Annotated in this window: 18 protein-coding genes; 6 read left to right on the top strand and 12 right to left on the bottom strand. The window is 53.2% G+C overall.

Annotation, left to right across the window (positions count from 1 at the left end):
* Positions 1-162: 162 nt before the first annotated feature.
* From recC to rppH, 9 genes are all read right to left on the bottom strand, one after another.
* Positions 163-3,531 carry an exodeoxyribonuclease V subunit gamma gene (gene recC, locus SK33_RS04620; RefSeq protein WP_048218531.1) on the bottom strand — a complete coding sequence of 1,123 codons (3,369 nt, stop codon included), beginning with the start codon at positions 3,529-3,531 and terminating at the stop codon, positions 163-165.
* 12 nt (positions 3,532-3,543) lie between these two features.
* Positions 3,544-3,867: a prepilin-type N-terminal cleavage/methylation domain-containing protein gene (locus SK33_RS04615; protein ID WP_003846470.1), complete on the bottom strand. Its 324-nt coding sequence runs from the start codon at positions 3,865-3,867 to the stop codon at positions 3,544-3,546.
* Positions 3,852-4,259: a DUF2509 family protein gene (locus SK33_RS04610; RefSeq protein WP_048218532.1), complete on the bottom strand. Its 408-nt coding sequence runs from the start codon at positions 4,257-4,259 to the stop codon at positions 3,852-3,854. The genes SK33_RS04615 and SK33_RS04610 overlap by 16 nt, the downstream gene beginning before the upstream one ends.
* Positions 4,256-4,819 (bottom strand): prepilin peptidase-dependent protein, encoded by a 564-nt coding sequence (locus SK33_RS04605; protein ID WP_048218533.1) that lies wholly within the window; start codon positions 4,817-4,819, stop codon positions 4,256-4,258. The genes SK33_RS04610 and SK33_RS04605 overlap by 4 nt, the downstream gene beginning before the upstream one ends.
* Complete coding sequence (locus tag SK33_RS04600; protein WP_003033993.1) at positions 4,810-5,280, bottom strand: prepilin peptidase-dependent protein; 471 nt, start codon at positions 5,278-5,280, stop codon at positions 4,810-4,812. The genes SK33_RS04605 and SK33_RS04600 overlap by 10 nt, the downstream gene beginning before the upstream one ends.
* 183 nt (positions 5,281-5,463) lie before the next feature.
* Positions 5,464-6,258, bottom strand: coding sequence for a thymidylate synthase (thyA, locus tag SK33_RS04595; RefSeq protein WP_003033990.1), 795 nt, complete (start codon positions 6,256-6,258; stop codon positions 5,464-5,466).
* Between the two features lie 6 nt (positions 6,259-6,264).
* Positions 6,265-7,140 (bottom strand): prolipoprotein diacylglyceryl transferase, encoded by an 876-nt coding sequence (gene lgt, locus SK33_RS04590; RefSeq protein WP_003846461.1) that lies wholly within the window; start codon positions 7,138-7,140, stop codon positions 6,265-6,267.
* A 188-nt stretch (positions 7,141-7,328) separates the two neighbouring features.
* Positions 7,329-9,575 carry a phosphoenolpyruvate--protein phosphotransferase gene (ptsP, locus tag SK33_RS04585; protein ID WP_003033984.1) on the bottom strand — a complete coding sequence of 749 codons (2,247 nt, stop codon included), beginning with the start codon at positions 9,573-9,575 and terminating at the stop codon, positions 7,329-7,331.
* Positions 9,576-9,587: 12 nt separating this feature from the next.
* Complete coding sequence (rppH, locus tag SK33_RS04580) at positions 9,588-10,118, bottom strand: RNA pyrophosphohydrolase (RefSeq protein ID WP_003033982.1); 531 nt, start codon at positions 10,116-10,118, stop codon at positions 9,588-9,590.
* Positions 10,119-10,802: 684 nt separating this feature from the next.
* Between rppH and mutH the strand changes: the two genes are divergently transcribed.
* The 4 genes from mutH (at position 10,803) to SK33_RS04560 (ending at position 13,797) form a co-directional block, all read left to right on the top strand.
* Positions 10,803-11,498, top strand: coding sequence for a DNA mismatch repair endonuclease MutH (gene mutH, locus SK33_RS04575; protein ID WP_032949959.1), 696 nt, complete (start codon positions 10,803-10,805; stop codon positions 11,496-11,498).
* A gap of 75 nt (positions 11,499-11,573) precedes the next feature.
* Entirely contained in the window at positions 11,574-12,287 is a 714-nt protein-coding gene (locus SK33_RS04570) for a TerC family protein (RefSeq protein WP_003033961.1), read from the top strand.
* A 144-nt stretch (positions 12,288-12,431) separates the two neighbouring features.
* On the top strand, positions 12,432-12,650 hold the full coding sequence (gene ygdR / locus SK33_RS04565; protein ID WP_000758660.1) for a lipoprotein YgdR: 219 nt from the start codon (positions 12,432-12,434) through the stop codon (positions 12,648-12,650).
* A gap of 106 nt (positions 12,651-12,756) precedes the next feature.
* Positions 12,757-13,797 carry an NADP(H)-dependent aldo-keto reductase gene (locus SK33_RS04560; RefSeq protein ID WP_003033954.1) on the top strand — a complete coding sequence of 347 codons (1,041 nt, stop codon included), beginning with the start codon at positions 12,757-12,759 and terminating at the stop codon, positions 13,795-13,797.
* Positions 13,798-13,879: 82 nt separating this feature from the next.
* On the opposite strand, the gene lplT is transcribed toward SK33_RS04560, so the two are convergent.
* Both lplT and aas read right to left on the bottom strand, forming a co-directional pair.
* Entirely contained in the window at positions 13,880-15,073 is a 1,194-nt protein-coding gene (gene lplT / locus SK33_RS04555) for a lysophospholipid transporter LplT (RefSeq protein ID WP_003033951.1), read from the bottom strand.
* On the bottom strand, positions 15,066-17,225 hold the full coding sequence (gene aas / locus SK33_RS04550) for a bifunctional acyl-ACP--phospholipid O-acyltransferase/long-chain-fatty-acid--ACP ligase (protein WP_048218535.1): 2,160 nt from the start codon (positions 17,223-17,225) through the stop codon (positions 15,066-15,068). Before aas ends, lplT begins: the two co-directional genes overlap by 8 nt.
* 597 nt (positions 17,226-17,822) lie before the next feature.
* Here aas and galR point away from each other — a divergent pair.
* Together galR and SK33_RS04540 are read left to right on the top strand one after the other, a co-directional pair.
* A complete protein-coding gene (galR, locus tag SK33_RS04545; RefSeq protein WP_003033945.1) occupies positions 17,823-18,851 on the top strand; it encodes an HTH-type transcriptional regulator GalR in 1,029 nt (342 codons plus the stop codon).
* A gap of 13 nt (positions 18,852-18,864) precedes the next feature.
* Positions 18,865-19,875, top strand: coding sequence for a LacI family DNA-binding transcriptional regulator (locus SK33_RS04540; protein ID WP_032949969.1), 1,011 nt, complete (start codon positions 18,865-18,867; stop codon positions 19,873-19,875).
* Between the two features lie 107 nt (positions 19,876-19,982).
* Here SK33_RS04540 and lysA read toward each other — a convergent pair whose 3' ends face one another.
* On the bottom strand, positions 19,983-21,239 hold the full coding sequence (lysA, locus tag SK33_RS04535; protein WP_048218536.1) for a diaminopimelate decarboxylase: 1,257 nt from the start codon (positions 21,237-21,239) through the stop codon (positions 19,983-19,985).

The following is a 21,239-nucleotide window of genomic DNA, read 5'->3' as shown; positions in this document are numbered from 1 at the left end:
AACGTATTCACCTGTTCACTACAAACCACGCATAAATACATGGTCTGAACAGGGCAAGACTATGTGCTGAACGAGCCAGCATCTTCTCTTTGTAAGAATCAGTCCGTGACAGAATGCGCATCATAGTGGAAGCTATCGAATTGCGCAATTTTTATACAGCCATCATGACTGATTGAAGCGAAAAATCGGTAACAGGTAGCGTTGAGACTGTAAAACAATAGTCTCCAGCGTATCAGCATCCAGTTGACGCCAAAGACGTTGATACCAGATATCATCACCTTCGCCACGTACTATCATGTTGCCTTCATAGGCTTGCAGAAACTTACTGCGCGCTTTTTGCAACGTTGCATCGTCATCTAACATGGCATCATTTGCGGCGTCATAACAGGTTTTTATCCATGCACCGCCGCTTTCGGGCAATACCAGCAATGGTGACGACATGCCTTCCCGATACCCCTCAATGAGTTGCGACAGATACAGCAACGCCTGTTCTGCATCCAGCGGCGGAAAACGCCATTCCCCGTCTTTACGCAGGAATAATCGGCTCTCTCCCGTACCGCCACTCGCACAATAGACAAGATGTTCCAGCCAAAGTTGCACGCCCTGCGCAATGCTGATCAAAGATGGGCGCCAGCGCAACAAACCGTCCTCTTGAACCTGCGGCAACCAACCGGTGATTTGTACGCCGTTACAGTTAAGATCGATTTCCATGCTCTGACAGGGCTGACGACAGGCGATAATACGCTCAGCCAGCGACTGCATCTCCTGACGCTGCGTATCCCACAGAATTTCGCCAAACGGCCCATAGGGTAGCGTGCCCGCCGCACGAAAACGACGAAACAGTCGTTCAACGTCGTTCTCTTCAACCAGTGTATTAAGTAATTGCTGATTAAGCTGATAGCGGGTTAATCCTTCAAGGGTGAAAGGCTCCGTGTCCGGGATCTCACTCTCTTCAGAGCGGAAGTTGACCCTCAAACGCATCTGGAAAAAGGCCCGCACCGGGTGAGCCCAAAATCGCTGCAGCGTTTCCAGAGTCAGTGTTTCTGGCATTTCAAAAGGAAGAGGCTGCACAAAATCCGTGTGCGCTTTTCCTGACAGACTCGCCGCAGGCAGCCATTCCCGGGCATAGCTTTGCTGTTCGCCCGGCAAATAGTTTTGTGCATCAAAGGGCATACGGGTATGCAAACGGGTAATGTGCGCTTTTACCCTTGCCTCGCTTTGATCGCAGGTCAACAATTCGTCACCCGGCAGATAATGGCTTTGCCCGATGTAGTCCATCAGTTCTTGCACCAGCACCGACGGGAAGCGCTCGCTGTTATCCTGGATAGAGCGGCCAATGTAGCTGATGTAGAGCGTCTGCTGTGCCGAAATCAATGCTTCGAGGAACAGATAGCGGTCATCATCACGACGGCTGCGATCGCCCCGCATCGGTTTTTGACTCATTAAATCAAAGCCCAGCGGCGCAAGCTGGCGTGGATAAACCCCATCGTTCATACCCAGCAGGCACACCACTTTGAACGGAATGGAGCGCATCGGCATCAGCGTACAAATGTTAACGGGACCCGCCAGGAAGCGCTGGCTGATGCGTTCCTGATCAAGGCGCTGGGCCAGCTCATCACGTAACAGAGAGAGCGGTATAGCATCGCCGTACTCGGCCCCTAAACCTTCGGTGATAATAGCCTGCCACTGCTGTTCAATCAGCGTCATCGCCGCTTCGGTATCCGCGTCCGGCAGGAAGAAATCATTAAGCATTTCCCGACAAACAGGTAGCCACTCTTCCAGCGGTCGTTCCTGCGCTAAGCCTCTACGCCAGAGATTAAGCTGCATCAGCAACGAGGCCAGATGCCCTACCAGCTCGGCAATCAAACCGCTGGACTCATCGTAAGGCAATACCGATTGCCACTCGCCCTGCGCACTTTCCATCGCGTAGCCGAGCAGCATACGCGTTAAACCAAATTGCCAGGTATGCTGACCTGTAGGCGGAAGTTCCAGTTCACGCACGTTATCGTCGTCAATTCCCCAACGAATCCCGGATTCATTGACCCATAAGCGAAGATAGCGCAACCCTTCTTCATCAATGTTGAAACGCGCCGCCAGCACGGGGACATCCAGTAACGCCAGAACATCCTCTGAGACAAAACGGCTATCCGGTAGAGACAGCAGACTAATAAAAGCCTGTAAGACGGGATGAGACTGACGTGCCCGACGGTCGGAAATCGCATAAGGTAAGTAACGCTCGGCTGGTGCACTGCCAAAGACCGACTGAATGAATGGGCTGTAGCTGTCGATGTCCGCCACCATCACGATAATATCGCGCGGCGTCAGCGTTGGGTCCGCTTCCAGCATGGCCAACAGCCGGTCATGCAGAATTTCCACCTCGCGCTGTGGGCTATGGCAGACATGGAAAGTCACGCTGGTATCGTTCAGATCAAGCCGGCGTTTATTGTCACTACGGGAATATTCTTTCAGCGTGACGCCCGCCACGGCATGACTTTCGAGTTCCAGAATATCTGATTGAATATTATGCAAAAGGTTGTCAGGCGTAATGTCGACAAACGCATCCAGTTCCTGACTATTTTCCAGCTCCGAAAGCAAATAAATGTAATCACGCCCCAGTTTGCCCCACGAGGCCAGCATCGGGTTGCCCACATCCTGTTCGCCATCGCTGTTAAATAATCCTTCGGCTTTCTGGTTATCACGAAACAGCGGCAGGTGCCGTTCTTCAAAGCTGTGCCGACGCTGACGCGCCATCAGCTTCGCCAGCCAGGCAGGATCTTTAATATCTCCCCAGTAGTAGCGACAAGGGTTGGTAAACAACAGATGAATATCGATGTGCTTACCCAGAGCCTGCAATGCCTGCAAATAAACCGGCGGCAGCGCCGAAATGCCGCAAATAAAGACGCGAGAAGGCAGTCCCTGCGGGCACTCGGACGCGTTTTCCAACGTCTGAATAAATCGTTGGTATAAATTGGCACGATGCCAACGCGGCTGGCCCAACTCCGCGGTGTATTCCACCAGCGCTTTCCACAACGGTGCCTGCCAGGCCTGAGACTCGCCGAGTCCCTCAACCAGTCGCCCCGCTTCCCACTGGGTCAACCAGTCAGGGCGGTAGACTAAATACTGGTCGAAAAGGTCAGCCGCGCGCGAGGAAAGCTGAAAAAGCTTACGTTTATCGGTGTCGTCCGTCAGATAGTGGCGCAGCAATGCAAAGTCATCGCCATCCAGCAATTGCGGCAACAGCGTCATCAACTTCCAGCTCATGCTCTGTTTGCTGAACGCGCTCTCTTTCGGGATATCCGGCAGCACACGCACAAACATATCCCAGATAAAACTCGCGGGCAGCGGAAAATCGATATTGGCGGCAATACTAAACTTCTGTGCAAGAGTCATTTGTAACCACTGCGCCATACCGGTACTTTGAACCAGGATCATCTCAGGCTCAAAGGGGTCGTCCAGCCGCTCGCGCTCAACGATAAACTCCATTAACGCTTCCAGCACATCCAGACGGTTGGAGTGGTAGACCCTTAACATAGCGACTCCTGACTACTGACGATTCGGGCAATGCAGACGCGTCATCTGACCCTGCCTGCCGAGGGGTGAAGAAATTATGACGTTGATGCTGACACATCCCGCTCTCGTTGTCTGCATTCGGTTAACCTGCCAGTTCACAGGCGATGAAAACTGGTACAGCTGGCTTTGCTGCCAGGCGTGACGCCAGAGTTGTTGATACTGGTTTCTGATAATAAAGCTGTTCATTAGCACCCGCTGGTATCCTGACAACGCGGTCACAATCATGATCATCAGTACCATTGCCAGCATAACTTCCGGCAGACTAAAGCCACGCTGACTGTTCAGGGGATCTGGCATAACGTCTGCTCCTTAAGCGGACAAAAATCGCTCCAGCCATGCGCCGAGAATTCTATGTTGCCATCAATAACCGCCCCCTGACGCCATAAAAATACTCCTTCATAGTGGGCGATTAGCAGCACGAAATTATTGGTAAGCAGGCGCAGGCAAACCGCGGCATTCTGCGTGGGATCGCGCCGACACTGTACGACGGGTTGTAAGCGCCAGGGTTGTATACGCCCCCATTCCATCGCGGATTGCACTACCGCCTGACGCTGCAGCGCCTGACTTTGTGTGACCACACGCGCAGCAAAACTAGCCTCCTGTCTGATAACGCCTTGCAGCAGCAGACTACCGAGCACCAGTAGCAACAGGACCATTGCCAGAGAGGATACGCCTCGCTCACGGTTCACAGGTTAAATCCCGTAACGCTGTAGACCGCTTCAACAACTTTTTGTGGTTCGTCATTGCTCACTCCACGCAAACGCAGCGTAAGAAGCGGGGAATATCCGCTAAAATTCAGCCGTTCAACCTGGAATGCCTCAATCTGGATGGTAGTCTGATCGGTCATTTTCTCCCATCCTTTTCCAGTGCAGCCGGTGGCTCCACGCAGGGTTTCCAATACCTTGTCCTGTAAACGAAACCCGATAGAATCAGCCTCTTTCGCGGAACTGCTCTCCCAAACGCCGTTGCCGTTGGCATCCCAGCGTGCAATGACACAGTCCCCCTTAGCCGATATCACCAGTCCCTCTCCGACACAGTTTCCCCGGCAATACCCCGCCCGTTGAAGATGCTTCGCCACGGTGTAGGCTCGCTGCCATATTTCATCTTCCAGCGCTAACTGGCGCGTGTTACGCAGAATCTCTCGCTGTAGCGCCGGTAAAAATCGTGCTGAGCTAAGTAATAAAATACTGCTAATCGCCATGGCAATGAGCACCTCCAGCAGTGAAAATCCCCGTTCGTTTACTGACATAATCTGGCCTCATCGCGCTCACAAAGCCTGATTCGCCCCCAGCCAGACACCACCACGCGCCATTCCCCTGCCGCATTTTTCAGGCGTATATGTCCGGCCCATGCCGTATTGCGCAGTCCAAAAAAAGCCAGTGAAGGCGTGATATCTGCCATTTCGACATCAGCCCAAAGTGGCGCAAATATCAACGGTGAAACAGGCTGACACGAAGCTTGTGATGTCGCTGAGCTTGCCAGACACCATGTCCCCCCTTCGCGGAGTACGTTGATGACGTGATCACGATTGCGCCAGTTAGCATCTTCACGCAGTTGCAGCAGGTAGTCCCGCACCTGGCAGGCGGTCTGCCACAGCCGCTGTTGCTGCTGCCAGCGCTGCCAACCATACAGCCCAGATGCACCAAGCGCCGCGACGATCAGCATCGCAATCAGGGTTTCGAGAAGCGTGTAACCTTGTTGTTTTTTCATGTCGCCAGTATGGCGCGAGGAAAATGAATAACGAGCGGGAAATTCGGTTTCTACGGCGAGCTACGGGAAATATTTGTCGCGTTGCAGACCGTTGCACTATTTCAGGAATGTTCGCCGAAGAACGTGATTTTAGACAAAAAAAACCGACGCGCACGGGCGTCGGTTGTGTCAGCATGAAGCTGGTTAGATAGCCACCGGCGCTTTAATACCCGGGTGCGGATCGTAGCCTTCAATTTCAAAGTCTTCGAAGCGATAGTCAAAGATAGATTCAGGCTTACGTTTAATAACCAGTTTCGGCAACGCGCGAGGTTCACGGCTAAGCTGCAGATGCGTTTGATCCATATGATTGCTGTACAGGTGCGTGTCGCCACCGGTCCAGACAAAATCACCCACTTCCAGATCACACTGCTGCGCCATCATGTGTACCAGCAAAGCGTAGCTGGCAATGTTAAACGGCAGGCCGAGGAACACATCGCACGAACGCTGATACAGCTGACAGGAGAGCTTGCCATCCGCGACGTAAAACTGGAAGAACGCATGGCACGGTGCCAGCGCCATTTTATCCAGCTCACCGACGTTCCATGCAGAAACGATAATGCGGCGAGAGTCCGGGTCATTTTTAAGCTGGTTTAACACGGTGGTGATCTGGTCAATATGGCGACCATCTGGCGTAGGCCACGCGCGCCACTGTTTACCATAAACCGGGCCTAAATTACCGTTTTCATCCGCCCATTCGTCCCAGATTGAGACGTTGTTTTCATGCAGGTAGGCAACGTTAGTGTCGCCCTGCAAAAACCACAGCAGCTCATGAATGATCGAGCGTAAATGGCAGCGTTTCGTCGTAACCAGCGGGAACCCTTCCTGCAGATTAAAACGCATCTGATGACCAAAAATGGAAAGCGTTCCGGTTCCGGTACGGTCGTTTTTCTGTGTGCCTTCATCCAGCACTTTTTGCATCAGTTCTAAATACTGTTTCATGGTTCCTCAGGAAACGTGTTGCTGTGGGCTGCGGCGGTACGCCCAAACCATCATAATAATGCCTGCGACAATCATCGGGATAGAGAGGATCTGCCCCATGCTGATGTACTGTACCCAGGTGCCAGTAAACTGCGCATCCGGCTGGCGGAAGAATTCAACGATAATACGAAACGCGCCATAACCAATCAGGAACAGACCGGATACCGAGCCCATTGGACGCGGCTTACGAATGTACAGGTTGAGAATGATAAACAGCACAACACCCTCGAGCGCCATCTCATAAAGCTGTGAGGCGTGGCGCGGCAGCGAGCCGTAGGTATCAAAAATAGACTGCCATTGCGGGTTAGTTTGCAGTAGTAAAATATCTTCGGTACGAGAGCCCGGGAACAGCATGGCGTACTTGAAGTTCGGGTCAACGCGTCCCCACAGCTCACCATTGATAAAGTTACCCAGACGCCCTGCACCCAGACCAAACGGAATCAGCGGGGCAATGAAATCAGAAACCTGGAAGAACGAACGTTTGGTGCGTTTGGCGAAGATAATCATCACCAGGATCACACCGATAAGTCCACCGTGGAAGGACATACCGCCGTCCCAGACGCGGAACAGATACAGGGGATTATCGAGGAATAACTCGAAGTTATAGAACAGTACGTAACCAATACGCCCACCGAGGAAAACCCCGAGGAAGCCCGCATACAGTAAGTTTTCTACTTCATTTTTGGTCCAGCCACTGCCCGGGCGATTCGCTCGGCGCGTCGCCAGCCACATCGCAAAAATAAACCCCACCAAATACATTAAGCCGTACCAGTGAAGCGCGACGGGTCCGATTGAGAAAATGACCGGATCGAAATCCGGAAAATGCAGATAGCTACTGGTCATCTGTCACCACAAGTTCTTGTTATTTCGCTGAAGTCAGACAGCAATTGATAAGCGCGCCTGCATAATGCAGGCGCTCCAAAGGTGCGAATGATAGCACAAGGGGTTAGAAGCGGATGCCGGGAAGATGTAAAAGATCTGTATAAGTAATCTTTACCCCGTAATGCCTGATGACGCTACGCTTATCAGGCCTACAATCCCCCGCGAATCAACCCCCCCATGCCGCGGCGCTCCATAAAGGCCGCTACCTGATGGCGTACCTCTGCTGCCATCTGCGCTTCCAGGCTGCGCTGCGCCAGCGTTTGCGCCTCATCAAAATCGATATGACGCAGCAGATATTTAACGCGAGCGACAGAACGACCGTTCATCGACAAATGACGGAAACCCAGGCCGATCAGAATAGCCACGCACATCGGGTCGCCCGCCATTTCACCGCACAGGCGTAAATCGATACCGCTTCTTTCGGCTTCCTGCGCAATCATCGCCAGCGCACGTAACATCCCCGGATGCAGACTGTCATAAATGCTGGCTACCCGTGTGTTGTTACGATCGACGGCCAGTATGTACTGGGTAAGATCGTTGGTTCCGACCGAGATAAAGTCAATCCGGTTTGTCAGATGCGGCAGCATGAACACCATCGACGGAACTTCCAGCATGATGCCAATGCGCGGTTTCGGGATCTCGTAACCGATCATCTCCTCCACTTCGCGTCCGGCGCGTTCAATCAAACGTCGCGCTTCGTCCACTTCATCAATGCTGGTTACCATCGGCAGCAAAATGCTGAGGTTACCGGTTGCCGCGTTGGCACGCAGCATGGCGCGAACCTGGATCAAAAAGATCTCTGGTTGATCGAGCGTTATGCGGATCCCTCGCCAGCCAAGGCACGGGTTCTCTTCACTGATCGGCATGTAGGGCAGCTGTTTATCGGCACCAACATCCAGCGTACGTAGGGTCACCGGCTTGTCGTTAAACATTTGCAGCATGCCCTGATACTGCGCAACCTGTTCTTCTTCCGAAGGAAAACCGCTTTGCAGCATGAACGGGATTTCGGTGCGATACAGGCCAATACCGTCGATCCTGCTACCCAGCTTTTCTTCATGTTCCGGGCTGAGACCCGCATTGAGCATCACCTTCACGCGCTCGCCGCTTTTCAACTGTGCTGGCTGGTTGACGTCATCTTCCGCCAGGCGGCTCAGCTCAATTTCTTCACTGATAAGACGCTGGTATTCCTGAATCAATACCGGTTCCGGATCGACCAGCAGTTCACCGCGATAACCGTCCACCACCAGCGTGCGGCGATGCAGCACCGACGGCTGGATATCGGCCCCCATAACGGTAGGGATACCCAGCGCACGAACCATAATTGCCGCATGAGAGTTGGCTGCGCCGTCCCGGACAACCACGCCGACTAACCGGTCCTGAGGAAGCTCCGCCAGCGTGGTCGCCGAAAGTTCATCCGCCACCAGTACGAAGCGTTCCGGCCAGGCATTCGGCCCCTGGATAGAGTCGTCAAGGTGGAACAGCAGACGCTGGCCGAGCGCGCGTAAATCTCCGGCCCGCTCTTTGAGGTAGTTATCGCTCAGCGCGGCAAATTGTTCGGCAAACTTTTCAATGATCGTTTTAACCGCCCACTCGGCCACTGAACCGTTATCCACTTCCGCAAACAGCTCGCGGCGCAGACGGGTATCGGAAAGCAAGTGCGAGTAAAGATCAAAGATCGCCGCCGTTTCTTTCTGCGCCCCAGCGGTAAAACGCTTGCTGTAGCGGCGGAATTCGTTCGCCGCCTCTTCCAACGCACCGGTCAGTCGCTCGCGCTCAAGCACCGGATCCAGCGTTGAAGCCTGATAGACCTGCTCCATCAGCGGTAGCGTCGCATCCTGCCAGCCTTCAGCTATTGCCACGCCGGGGGCGGCAGGCAATGCACGGATGCGCGTTTGCCGGTATTGACCGAACAGCGCGTTTAGTTGCGACTGCGAAAGTATGGCCGCCATTTGCGTGGCGAGCGTGACGAGGAAAGACTCTTCACTTTCATCGTACTGACGCAGTTCACGCTGCTGCACCACCAGCACACCTAAAAGCTGGCGACGCTGAATGATCGGTACGCCTAAGAATGCACGAAAACGCTCTTCTTTTACCGAAGGTATGTATTTAAAGCTGGGATGTTTTTGCGCATCGGCGAGGTTGATAGGTTCCGCCAGCCTGCCAACCAGGCCAACGATACCTTCATCAAACGCGAGTGCGACAGTGCGACCACGTGGTTTTTTCAGTCCCCGGGTCGCCATGAGGTAATAACAACGTCGATCGTGATCGGCCAGATAAACCGAACAGACCTCTGTATCCATCGCAAGACAGATGTCGGTAACCAGTATATTGAGCGCTTCATTCAGACGCGGAGCACTGGCCACCTTTTCGACTATTTCGCGCAGGCGGGTGAGCATAATTTGCGTAGCTTAACCTCTTTTACGTCTGTACGCAGGTGTGCTTTGCGGCTTAGGAGTGCTCTCCTGAAGCGCCATGACAACACTTGCGAATTCTTTCATCACCCTGCGATAGACATCGCGTTTAAATGACACCACCTGTCGAACCGGATACCAGTAACTCACCCAGCGCCAGCCGTCGAACTCAGGTGTACTGCTGGTTTGCATATTGATTTCAGCATCGCTGCTGACCAATTGCAGAAGAAACCACTTTTGTTTCTGGCCGATACAAACCGGCTTCGTGTCCCAACGCACCAAACGTTTCGGTAACTTGTAACGCAACCAGTTACGAGTAGAAGCAAGGATCCGTACATCTTTACGACTGAGACCCACTTCTTCAAAGAGTTCCCGGTACATCGCCTGCTCTGCTGTCTCTCCTGCGTTGATCCCACCTTGTGGAAATTGCCAGGAGTGCTGACCAAATCGCCGGGCCCACATGACCTGCCCCTGGCGGTTACAAATTACTATCCCTACATTCGGGCGGTAGCCATCGTCATCAATCACCGGACTACCTCAACATAAACCTTATATACAAACGATTGTTTCACACTCCTGAGGGGCGGTAAACCACTCTGTTAAGGGTGCGATATTCTAATAACAATTGAATAACTCACAGTTAAAGGCCGAGTTATAAACAGAAGAAGGGCAAGCAAGGCGATTTTATTCACCTTTTCTGTGGATATAGTTGTGAAGAAGTACGGAATTACTATGGGAAAACCCAGAACAGTCCGAATAAGACATTCGTCACAGAGTAAAAATAGTCTTATACATTCATAAAGTTAAAACTGATCCACGCAGATAAACACACAGAAATGTGATGTACATCACTCATACGATCTTCACGCTGATGAAAGATCGACCAGCGTCGGTTTTATCCACAGATTATGCCAATAAGTTAGGCACAATTTGTGTGAAAATTCGATTTTCGTCGCACGTCAAGGCTGTAAATTGAAACAGTAGTGGGGGTTTTTCACAGTTATCCCATCTTTCTGTGGATAACATGGTGTAAGATCCTGTTCATTGTCAGTGACCAGAATTGGAAAACCCGCTTCGCTGTTGCGCAACTCTGCAAACGTGAATCTAAAAACCAATATAAATCATATAATTGAATAAAGCATGTGGAAAAAGATAAACTCTGTCCACACGGTATAAAATCATTGCTTATTTTTTCACCTAAGGGTTAACCCGATGCCAGAACTCCGTCCATTGCTTTCTCCCCCTGAATCTGAAACCCAGTTGCTGAGCCAGGCACGACAGCTTTCGGGCTACGCGTTAGGAGAATTAGCGGCAATGGCGGGAATCGTTACGCCGAAGGACCTTAAGCGCGATAAAGGCTGGATTGGCGTGCTACTGGAAATCTGGCTCGGTGCCAGCGCGGGCAGTAAACCAGAGCAGGATTTTGCGGCGCTGGGCGTGGAGCTGAAAACGATCCCTGTGGACAGTCTTGGCAGACCGCTGGAAACCACTTTTGTGTGCGTGGCACCGTTAACCGGCAATACCGGCGTCACCTGGGAAACCAGCCATGTACGGCACAAACTCAAACGCGTTCTGTGGATCCCGGTAGAAGGCGAACGCAGCATCCCGCTGGCTGAGCGCCGCGTCGGCTCTCCCCTGCTGTGGAGCCCGAATGAAGAAGAGGACCGGCAATTGCGTCTGGACTGGGAAGAATTAATGGACATGATTGTGTTAGGTCATGTCGAACGCATCACCGCTCGCCATGGGGAAGTACTGCAACTGCGTCCTAAAGCCGCCAACGCCCGCGCGCTTACCGAGGCCATTGGCGCCAACGGCGAGCCCATCCTGACCCTGCCACGCGGCTTTTACCTGAAAAAGAACTTCACCCGCGCATTGCTTGAGCGACATTTCTTGTTCCAGGCGCAATAGGCACCGCCCGGCCTTTCACCCGCCGCGTTACGGGCCTATAATTACCGCTTCTTTTTTTTGGCAGGACTTTGTTCGATGTTATTTGCATGGATAACCGATCCTAACGCCTGGCTTGCGCTCGGTACACTGACGCTGCTGGAGATCGTTCTTGGGATCGACAATATTATTTTCCTTTCTCTGGTTGTAGCCAAACTCCCGACAGCGCAACGCAATCATGCCCGACGTATTGGGCTGGCGGCGGCGATGATCATGCGTCTGGCTCTGCTGGCTTCTATCGCCTGGGTAACGCGACTGACAAACCCGCTATTCGAGTTGTTTGGCGAGGCAATATCAGCACGCGACCTGATCCTTCTGCTGGGGGGATTGTTCCTGATCTGGAAAGCCAGCAAGGAGATCCACGAATCCATTGAAGGTGAGGAAGAGGGGTTAAAAACCCGCGTATCTTCTTTCCTGGGCGCGATTGTGCAGATCATGTTGTTAGACATTATCTTCAGTCTGGATTCCGTGATTACTGCGGTTGGTTTGTCCGATCATCTGTTTATCATGATGGCGGCAGTAGTGATTGCCGTAGGCGTGATGATGTTTGCTGCTCGCCCAATTGGTGAGTTTGTCGATCGCCACCCTTCAGTAAAAATGCTGGCGCTCTCGTTCCTGATTCTGGTCGGTTTTACGCTGATTCTGGAAAGTTTCGACGTCCACGTTCCGAAAGGATATATCTATTTCGCCATGTTCTTCTCTATCGCGGTAGAGACCCTGAACCTGTGGCGTAATAAAAAAAATCCGCTCTGATGAAATCCATCGCTCCCTGCAAGGGGAGCGAATGCCCACCACACCTACCCCTTCTCACAGTTTAAGATTTTACTGCTTTCACCCTGCACAACTTCGCGTTATTACTAAACTATTGTCAGACGCAGGCCATGTGAGGATAAGCAGATGAAAAAATGGGCAGTTTTGATTTCCGCCGTAGGACTGGCTTTTGCCGTTTCCGGATGCAGCAGCGATTATGTAATGGCAACAAAAGATGGTCGAATGATCCTGACCGATGGAAAACCAGAAATTGACGATGATACCGGTCTTGTGAGCTATCACGACCAGCAGGGCAATGCGATGCAGATTAACCGCGATGATGTGTCCCAAATCATTGAACGCTGATGGTTGAGGTCAGCAGCGCGCTGGCCTTAACAATTTTACTTTCCTTTTTCGCTTCCCTCAGCCATTTTTATAATCCTTATGTCGTGATTATAAAAAGGAAACGGCTATGCAATATCACCGTATACCCCACAGCTCGCTGGAAGTCAGTACACTGGGGCTGGGCACAATGACGTTTGGTGAACAAAACAGCGAAGCCGACGCACATGCACAGCTCGATTATGCCGTAGCACAGGGCATTAATTTGATCGACGTTGCCGAGATGTATCCGGTACCGCCGCGTCCTGAAACCCAGGGTCTCACCGAAACCTACGTAGGTAACTGGCTCGCCAAACACGGCAGCCGCGAAAAGCTGATCGTCGCTTCTAAGGTCAGTGGACCATCACGCAACAACGACAGCGGCATCCGCCCGAATCAGGCGCTGGATCGTAAAAATATCCGTGAAGCGCTGCACGACAGCCTGAAAAGACTGCAAACCGATTACCTGGATCTGTATCAGGTTCACTGGCCGCAGCGCCCGACCAACTGCTTTGGTAAGTTAGGCTACAGCTGGACAGACTCCGCGCCGGTCGTTTCCCTGCTGGACACGCTGGACGCATTGGCAGAGTTTCAGCGCGCCGGGAAAATTCGCTACATCGGCGTTTCTAATGAAACCGCTTTTGGCGTGATGCGCTATCTGCACCTGGCGGACAAACACGATCTGCCACGCATCGCCACCATCCAGAACCCCTACAGCCTGCTGAACCGCAGCTTTGAGGTTGGACTGGCAGAAGTGAGCCAGTATGAAGGCGTTGAGCTGCTGGCCTACTCTTGCCTGGGCTTCGGTACATTAACCGGGAAATACCTGAACGGCGCGAAACCTGCCGGTGCACGCAATACGCTGTTTAGCCGTTTCACGCGCTACAGCGGCGAGCAGACGCAGAAAGCCGTTGCGGCCTATGTGGATATCGCGAAACGCCATAATCTGGATCCTGCGCAAATGGCGCTGGCATTCGTGCGTCGTCAGCCGTTTGTCGCCAGCACTTTGCTGGGCGCCACGACCATGGAGCAGCTAAAAACCAACGTTGAAAGTCTGCATCTGGAGTTGAGCGAGGAAGTGCTGGCAGAGATTGAAGCGGTGCATCAGGTGTATACCTATCCTGCACCTTAACAGTTAGCGCCTGATGGCGCTGCGCTTATCAGGCCTACAGACAGCGTTCCCTGTAGGCCTGGTTGCAACAGCATATAACAGACTAATGGCGGCGCTGCCAAATCCACAGCGCCGCAATCGCCAGCGCAAACAGCGCACCGAACCCAATACCAATCGCTACCGCCGGAATCCCCACCAGCACCGCCAGTGAGTAAATACCCAACATCAACAGCATCGCGCTGTTTTCACCCAGGTTTTGCACCGCAATCGCATTACCTGCGCCGACGCTTTTCTTACCCCGCTCCTGCAGTAACGCATTCAGCGGCACCACAAAGAACCCACCACACACGCCGATAAGCATCAGCAATGCGTAGGCCGGAAGCAGCGAATGTTGAAGAGAAAAAATCAGCACCACGACGCCGATCAGGATCCCCGCAGGCATACAGCGCGACACAGTTTCCAGCGTCACCAGCTTCGCAGCCGCCCCCGCGCCGACGACAATCCCGATCGCTACCATGGCATTGAGATAGGTCGGCGTGGCGTTATCGGTGATGCCGAGCGCCACCGGAACCCACAGTACCAGCAGAAAACGCAGCGTAACGCCCGCCCCCCAAAAAAGGCTGGTTCCCACCAACGAGAAGCGTGTTTCACCGTTGCGCCACAGCGAAGAGGCGGCACAGAAGAAACTGCGCGTCATTTTCCCCAGATGCCAGGACTGGCCAGGGCGAGCCGCGGCCAGTTTCGGGATATACAGGTTAGCGACCACTGCGCCAGCATAGGCCAGCGCACAGGCAGAAAGCGCGGCAATCACGTGCCAGTCGGCCAGAACGCCGCCGGCGACAGAACCGAGCAAAATCGCGGCAATGGTGGAAGCTTCCATCAGGCCGTTGGCTTTCACCAGTTTGTCGCCGGTGGTCAGTTCACCGAGAATGCCATACTTGGCCGGTGAATACGCCGCCGCGCCAATCCCCACTAGCGTATACCCGAGAAACGGATTAATGCCGAAGCAAATACTTGCCGCACCCAGCAGTTTCAGGGAGTTCGCGAACATCATCACTCTGCCTTTGGCAAAGCTATCCGCCACCTGTCCAACAAACGGCGCAAACAGAATGTAAGCACCCACAAACACCATTTGCAGGATAGGCTGGCTCCAGTCCGGATAAAATTGCTCCTTCAGCAACGCCAGCGTAGCAAACAGCAACGCGTTATCGCCAAACGCCGACAGAAACTGCGCGGCGATAACGGACATCATCCCTTTGGACCAGATTGACGTGTTAGTGTGCACTGACTCACTCATGTTGTTTTTCCGGCTCATCGACCCAGCTTTTCAGCGTAACAAAATCCGGCTTACCGCTGCCGAGTAATGGGAGTTGCTTCAGGTGGCGTATATCACGCGGTACGGCGAGTTCAGGTACGCCGTGCGCCCGCGCATACTGCTGTAGTTTTTCACGCGTGAGTTCGCTATCGGTGGTAAACAGCACCAGCGCCTCACCTTTGCTGGCATCGCTCTTGATCGCCGTGGCGTGCATTTTGTCTGCTGATACCGCCAACGCCAGTTGCTCAACCATTTCCAGCGACACCATCTCTCCGGCAATTTTAGCAAAACGCTTAGCACGCCCCTGAATCTGTACAAAGCCGTTTTCATCAAAGCGCACGATGTCTCCGGTGTCATACCAGCCGCGCTCAATCTCACCTTGCGCATTCTCTGCCGTCGGCACTTCCAGCACCCCAGGTTTTTCGACGCGCAAATAGCCGCTCATAATATTAGGGCCTTTCAGCTGTAAACGCCCACCGTCCTCAATTCCCGGAACGGCCAACAGTCGAGCATCCATACCAGGCAAGATGCGCCCTACCGTTCCCGATTTTGCCGCCATCGGTACGTTAATCGACACCACCGGCGCACATTCCGTCACCCCATAGCCCTCAAGGACACGCAGGCCAAATTTCTCCTGCCACAGTTGCTTTGTGCTGTCCTGCAGTTTTTCCGCTCCCGCAACCACATAGCGCAGGCGATGGAAATCGTATGGATGCGCGAAACGCGCGTAGTTGCCGAGGAACGTTGACGTACCAAACAACACGGTGCAGTTCCGGTCGTATACCAGCTCTGGCACAATGCGGTAATGCAGCGGGCTGGGATAAAGAAACACTTCTGCGCCAGTTAGTAGCGGCGTGAATAATCCCACCGTTAGCCCAAAGGAGTGGAACAGCGGCAGCGCCGACATAAAGCGGTCATCGGCGGTGAAATCGGCAATCGTTTTAATCTGCTCAACGTTCGCCAGAATGCTTTTATGACTGTGAACCACGCCTTTCGGATGGCCTTCTGAACCGGAGGTAAAGAGGATCACCGCAGCGTCTTCCGGCTGCTGCTTCACCTGCGCCAGATGCGGTGCCAGCAGATGTGAGAAAATCCACAGCTTATCGCTAAAGGTCACATCAGCTTTCAAGTCTTCCAGATACACCCAACGCACCTGGGTGAGCTGTTCCGGTAAATGCCAGAGTTTGCCTTTATCGAGAAACTGTCGGGATGTGAAGATCGTCTTTATTTCAGACGCAGTAATGGCGCTGGTTAATCCTTTTACACCCGCGGTGTAGTTCATCATGGCTGGAATGCGTCGACGCGCAATGGCGCCAAAAATGACCGCCGCGCTGATTCCCGCATTTGGCAGCATCAGGCCGATTCTTTCACCCTCGGTGCTGTATTTTTCCAGAATACGCGCGACAAACAGCGTTTTCGTCAGCAGTTTACGGTAGCTGTCCGGAGTGAAATTAATATCTTCAATGCAGTTTTTGCCTGCGCCAAAACGGTATTTCGCCGCCAGCAGCGACTCGTAGAGCGTCTCACGCGGACGAACCGCCATGCGTGCTTCCATCATAATTTGATGCAGCATCTCTCCGGCGATTTTACGGCGATCGCGAGCTCGCGGTGCTTCCGGCATCGGCAGTTGTGTCGGCGGTAGGATGTGTAAGCGGATGCACGGGAAGAATCGCTGTTTAACCAAACCTTTCAGGCGGCTAAAGCGGGAAAGCTCCGCGCCCTCAATGCGCACAGGTACGACCGTCGCTCCCGACTTAGCGGCGACAAACCCGGCACCGTCATAGATTTTCATCAACGAACCGGTGGTCGAAATACGCCCTTCCGGGAAGATAACCACCGGGCGGCCCTGTTCGACCAGACGAACCAGATGTTTAATCGACATCGGTTTGGTTGGATCTAACGGTACGAAATCAATCAGCGGGGTTAGCCAGCGCATATACCATTGCTGGCTGATCGAGGTGTAAACAGCGAAGACGGGACGAATCGGTAAAAAGAGCGCCAACAGGATGCCGTCTATAAATGAGACGTGGTTGGGAGTGATTAGAACGCGTTCTCCCTGTAGCGCGCTGACATTGCCCGTGACGCGAACGCGGAAAAGCACGCGAAACAGATTACGAAAAAAGCCAAATAGCATCTCAACTCCCTGTGCCATTAATTATATAAACATCAATGGTGGGAGAGTATACGAGTTGGGGAGTGGACGCGACAGGAAAGGGGTAAATTGAATCCGAAAAAAAACCTGCGCATCCGCGCAGGTTGGTGCAAGAGACAGGTACGAAGTGCGTACCGAATAATCTCACCAATCAATACCTCTGGGATCTTGATTGTGGTCGTCAGCAGCCAGATACGCCAGTGCGAAAACGCAAAGGAATGAACCCAAATGCAACGAGTTGTGTAAATTATCGGTTACTGTTACAGATAGGCTGAAGGTAAAAAAAAACCTGCGCATCTGCGCAGGCTGGTGTAATTCTAGTGATCAACCCGAAAGTTGATTTCACCTATCAATACCTCTGGGATCTCAACTCTAGCAATCTGCTCAGTTCCCTCACCAGCGAACAATCGCAACAGCACATCGCAAAGTGTAAGCAAAAATTAGCATTTTCTATTTTCTGTCTTACTTCGCTCGTGTGCGCTCACATTTGCGACGTTCTGACGGGCAATCTGCTTGAACAGCCAGCCATTTTCCGTAACACTGACGGAATGTAAGCGTTTACCCACAACAGGTACTATCATGGCGACCATAAAGGATGTAGCCCGACTAGCAGGTGTATCAGTCGCCACCGTTTCTCGAGTGATTAATGATTCCCCTAAAGCCAGCGAAGCATCGCGCCTGGCTGTAACGAGTGCAATGGAATCACTCAGCTACCACCCCAACGCCAACGCGCGTGCGCTGGCACAACAATCCACAGAGACCATCGGTCTGGTAGTTGGTGATGTGTCCGATCCATTCTTTGGGGCAATGGTTAAAGCTGTCGAGCAGGTGGCCTATAACACCGGTAATTTTTTGCTGATTGGCAACGGCTACCATAACGAACAGAAGGAACGACAGGCGATTGAACAGCTCATTCGCCACCGCTGCGCAGCCCTTGTTGTCCACGCAAAAATCATCCCGGATGCTGAGCTGGCATCACTAATGAAGCAAATCCCCGGCATGGTATTAATTAACCGAATTCTGCCAGGATTCGAACAACGCTGCGTTGCCCTTGATGACCGTTTCGGCGCATGGCTGGCGACCCGCCACCTCATTCAACAGGGCCATACGCGCATTGGCTATCTGTGCTCCAATCACACAATCTCAGATGCGGAAGATCGTCTGCAAGGCTATTACGACGCGCTGGCAGAGAGCAATATACCGGTCAGCGATCGCCTGGTAACGTTTGGTGAACCGGATGAAAGCGGCGGTGAACAGGCGATGACCGAGTTACTTGGTCGTGGCAAAAACTTCACTGCGGTAGCCTGCTACAACGACTCAATGGCGGCTGGTGCCATGGGCGTATTAAATGATAACGGCATTGATGTACCGGGAGAAATCTCGCTGATTGGTTTTGATGATGTGCTGGTTTCCCGCTACGTGCGCCCGCGTCTGACCACGGTGCGCTATCCGATCGTGACGATGGCAACCCAGGCTGCCGAACTGGCGCTCGCGCTGGCGGAGAAGCGCCCCGTGCCTGAAATTACCCACGTTTTTAACCCAACTCTGGTGCGTCGCCATTCCGTTTCGACGCTGACAGAGCCGGGGAATTCATCGTCAAACGATTAACCAGGATAGCGTTATGACTACGATGTTGGACGTTTCACGACACGCAGGCGTCTCAAAAGCGACCGTTTCGCGCGTACTGAATGGCACGGGTCAGGTAAAAGAGAGCACGCGCCAGAAAGTGTTTAAGGCCATGCAGGCACTTGATTATCGGCCTAATTTTTTAGCGCGATCTTTGGCAAACCGCACCAGCAACAGCATTGGTCTGGTGGTTTCTACATTTGATGGATTCTACTTTGGCCGGCTGTTGCAACAGGCTTCACGCCAGACGGAATCTCACGGCAAGCAGTTGATCGTCACTGACGGACACGACACACCAGAGCGTGAGCAGGAAGCCGTGCAAATGCTGGCGGACAGGCAGTGCGACGCTATTATTCTCTATACCCGCTATATGAGTGAAAAAGAGATAATGTCGCTGATGAACAGCATCGCTATGCCCTTGCTGGTCATCAACCGTGATGTCAGCCAGGCCCGCGATCGCGCGATTTTCTTTGAACAGGAAGACGCGGCCTATCAGGCGGTCAATTATCTTATCTCCCAGGGCCATAGAGATATTGCTTGTATCACTGTGCCAGGCCATACCCCGACCGGTAAATCCCGCCTGATGGGGTATCGTAAAGCGCTGGAAAAAAACGGTATTCCCTGGAATCCCGACAAGGTCAAATACGGCGATTCCACGATGACACGAGGCTATGAAGCCTGTCGTGAACTGCTGGAGGAAGGGGTTAAATTCAGCGCACTGTTCGCCTGTAACGATGACATGGCATTAGGCGCATCAAAAGCGTTACATCAGGCCGGGCTGAGGATCCCAACGGACGTCTCACTGTTTGGTTTTGATGATGCACCCAGCGCCAAATGGCTGGAGCCGGGGCTGTCTACTGTTTATCTGCCGATTGATACCATGATAACCACGGCAATCGACCAAGCTATCCGGCTGGCCAACGGCGAGAGCGTCGAGCCAATCCCACCGTTTACCGGCAAACTGGTACTACGTGACTCAGTAACGCTCGGGCCGTACTTTAAGTAATTAAATGCCGGATGGCGGCACAAGTGCCTTATCCGGCCAACAGCGCCCACAGTTAATTTCGTAGGCCGGATAAGCGTAGCGCCATCCGGCATTTCACCACGCTGTAATCAGATTAATTCCAGCGCTAACAGCTCATCAATGGTCTGGCGACGGCGAATCAGCCGCGCCACGCCGTTATCGAACAAAACCTCCGGCAGCAGAGGACGGCTATTGTAGTTTGACGACATAGACGCGCCGTACGCCCCGGTATCATGCAAGACCAGATAATCACCCGGCACCACCGCAGGCAACAGACGGGTTTCCACATTTCCGCCCTCCTGCTGGGTAAACACGTCGCCAGATTCGCACAGCGGCCCGGCCACCACGGTTTCCCGTTGCGGGGCGTGTTCCAGAGAGCGACTATCCCCAGCCAGCGCGGAGATATGGTGATAGCTGCCGTACATCGCCGGGCGCATCAGATCGTTGAAGCCCGCATCGATCAGCACAAAGTGACGGCTACCCATCTCTTTTACGCTGCGTACCTGTGCTACCAGCACGCCGGCTTCCGCGACCAGAAAACGACCCGGCTCTATCTCAAGCGCGACCGGGTGCCCCAAGTATTTAGCAATCTGCTCACGCGCAGCGTTCCACAATCCAAAGTAGTGATCGGTATCGATCGCCTCTTCACCTTCGCGATACGGGATTGATAAACCGCCGCCCGCAGAGATCGCCTCCAGATCCTGATCAAATTCAATCACCTGACGCACCATCGCACCGCACACCTGCTCCAGATGCGCGTAGTCCACACCGGAGCCAATATGCATATGAATCCCCACCAGCTTCAGCTTGTAGCGCTGAATCACCTCCAGCGCCGCGGGAAGATCGCTATACCAGATCCCGTGCTTGCTGTTTTCGCCGCCGGTATTGGTTTTCTGACTGTGCCCATGCCCAAAGCCAGGGTTTACGCGTAGCCACACGCGATGGCCCGGCGAGACCTGACCCAGTTGTTCCAGCATATCCACTGAACCGGCATTTACCGGAATGCGCAATTCATGCACCCGCGCAAGCGTAGCTTCATCAATCATATCGGCGGTAAAGACGATTTCATCTTTCCCCGGTACAAAACCTGCCGCTAGCGCACGTTCAATTTCGCCAAGCGAGACGGAATCAACCTTTACGCCCTGCTCGCGCATCAGGCGCAGAATATGAATATTCGAGCATGCCTTCTGGGCAAAACGCACCACGTCAAACTGACTCAGTTTGGCAATCTGGGCGCGTATAATCTGCGCATCATAGACCCACACCGGGCAGCCGAATTCGGCAGGCAGGCGCAGCAGGTTGTCGGCGGTCAGGTCAGTGTCTGTGTTGTTGAGTGGGCGTGGCAT

Origin of the sequence: Citrobacter sp. MGH103 (genome assembly GCF_001034475.2) — a bacterium.
In the GTDB taxonomy this organism is placed as follows: domain Bacteria; phylum Pseudomonadota; class Gammaproteobacteria; order Enterobacterales; family Enterobacteriaceae; genus Citrobacter; species Citrobacter freundii.
The sequence above is the reverse complement of the archived record's forward strand: the minus strand, read 5'-3'. Positions and strand labels throughout refer to the sequence as shown.

Excerpts from the sequence above, each read along its gene's own strand:
- recC (WP_048218531.1), bottom strand. The coding sequence starts at position 3,531 with ATGTTAAGGGTCTACCACTCCAACCGTCTGGATGTGCTGGAAGCGTTA.
- SK33_RS04615 (WP_003846470.1), bottom strand. The coding sequence starts at position 3,867 with ATGCCAGATCCCCTGAACAGTCAGCGTGGCTTTAGTCTGCCGGAAGTT.
- SK33_RS04605 (WP_048218533.1), bottom strand. The coding sequence starts at position 4,819 with ATGTCAGTAAACGAACGGGGATTTTCACTGCTGGAGGTGCTCATTGCC.
- SK33_RS04600 (WP_003033993.1), bottom strand. The coding sequence starts at position 5,280 with ATGAAAAAACAACAAGGTTACACGCTTCTCGAAACCCTGATTGCGATG.
- thyA (WP_003033990.1), bottom strand. The coding sequence starts at position 6,258 with ATGAAACAGTATTTAGAACTGATGCAAAAAGTGCTGGATGAAGGCACA.
- lgt (WP_003846461.1), bottom strand. The coding sequence starts at position 7,140 with ATGACCAGTAGCTATCTGCATTTTCCGGATTTCGATCCGGTCATTTTC.
- ptsP (WP_003033984.1), bottom strand. The coding sequence starts at position 9,575 with ATGCTCACCCGCCTGCGCGAAATAGTCGAAAAGGTGGCCAGTGCTCCG.
- mutH (WP_032949959.1), top strand. The coding sequence starts at position 10,803 with ATGCCAGAACTCCGTCCATTGCTTTCTCCCCCTGAATCTGAAACCCAG.
- SK33_RS04570 (WP_003033961.1), top strand. The coding sequence starts at position 11,574 with ATGTTATTTGCATGGATAACCGATCCTAACGCCTGGCTTGCGCTCGGT.
- ygdR (WP_000758660.1), top strand. The coding sequence starts at position 12,432 with ATGAAAAAATGGGCAGTTTTGATTTCCGCCGTAGGACTGGCTTTTGCC.
- SK33_RS04560 (WP_003033954.1), top strand. The coding sequence starts at position 12,757 with ATGCAATATCACCGTATACCCCACAGCTCGCTGGAAGTCAGTACACTG.
- lplT (WP_003033951.1), bottom strand. The coding sequence starts at position 15,073 with ATGAGTGAGTCAGTGCACACTAACACGTCAATCTGGTCCAAAGGGATG.
- aas (WP_048218535.1), bottom strand. The coding sequence starts at position 17,225 with ATGCTATTTGGCTTTTTTCGTAATCTGTTTCGCGTGCTTTTCCGCGTT.
- galR (WP_003033945.1), top strand. The coding sequence starts at position 17,823 with ATGGCGACCATAAAGGATGTAGCCCGACTAGCAGGTGTATCAGTCGCC.
- SK33_RS04540 (WP_032949969.1), top strand. The coding sequence starts at position 18,865 with ATGACTACGATGTTGGACGTTTCACGACACGCAGGCGTCTCAAAAGCG.
- lysA (WP_048218536.1), bottom strand. The coding sequence starts at position 21,239 with ATGCCACGCCCACTCAACAACACAGACACTGACCTGACCGCCGACAAC.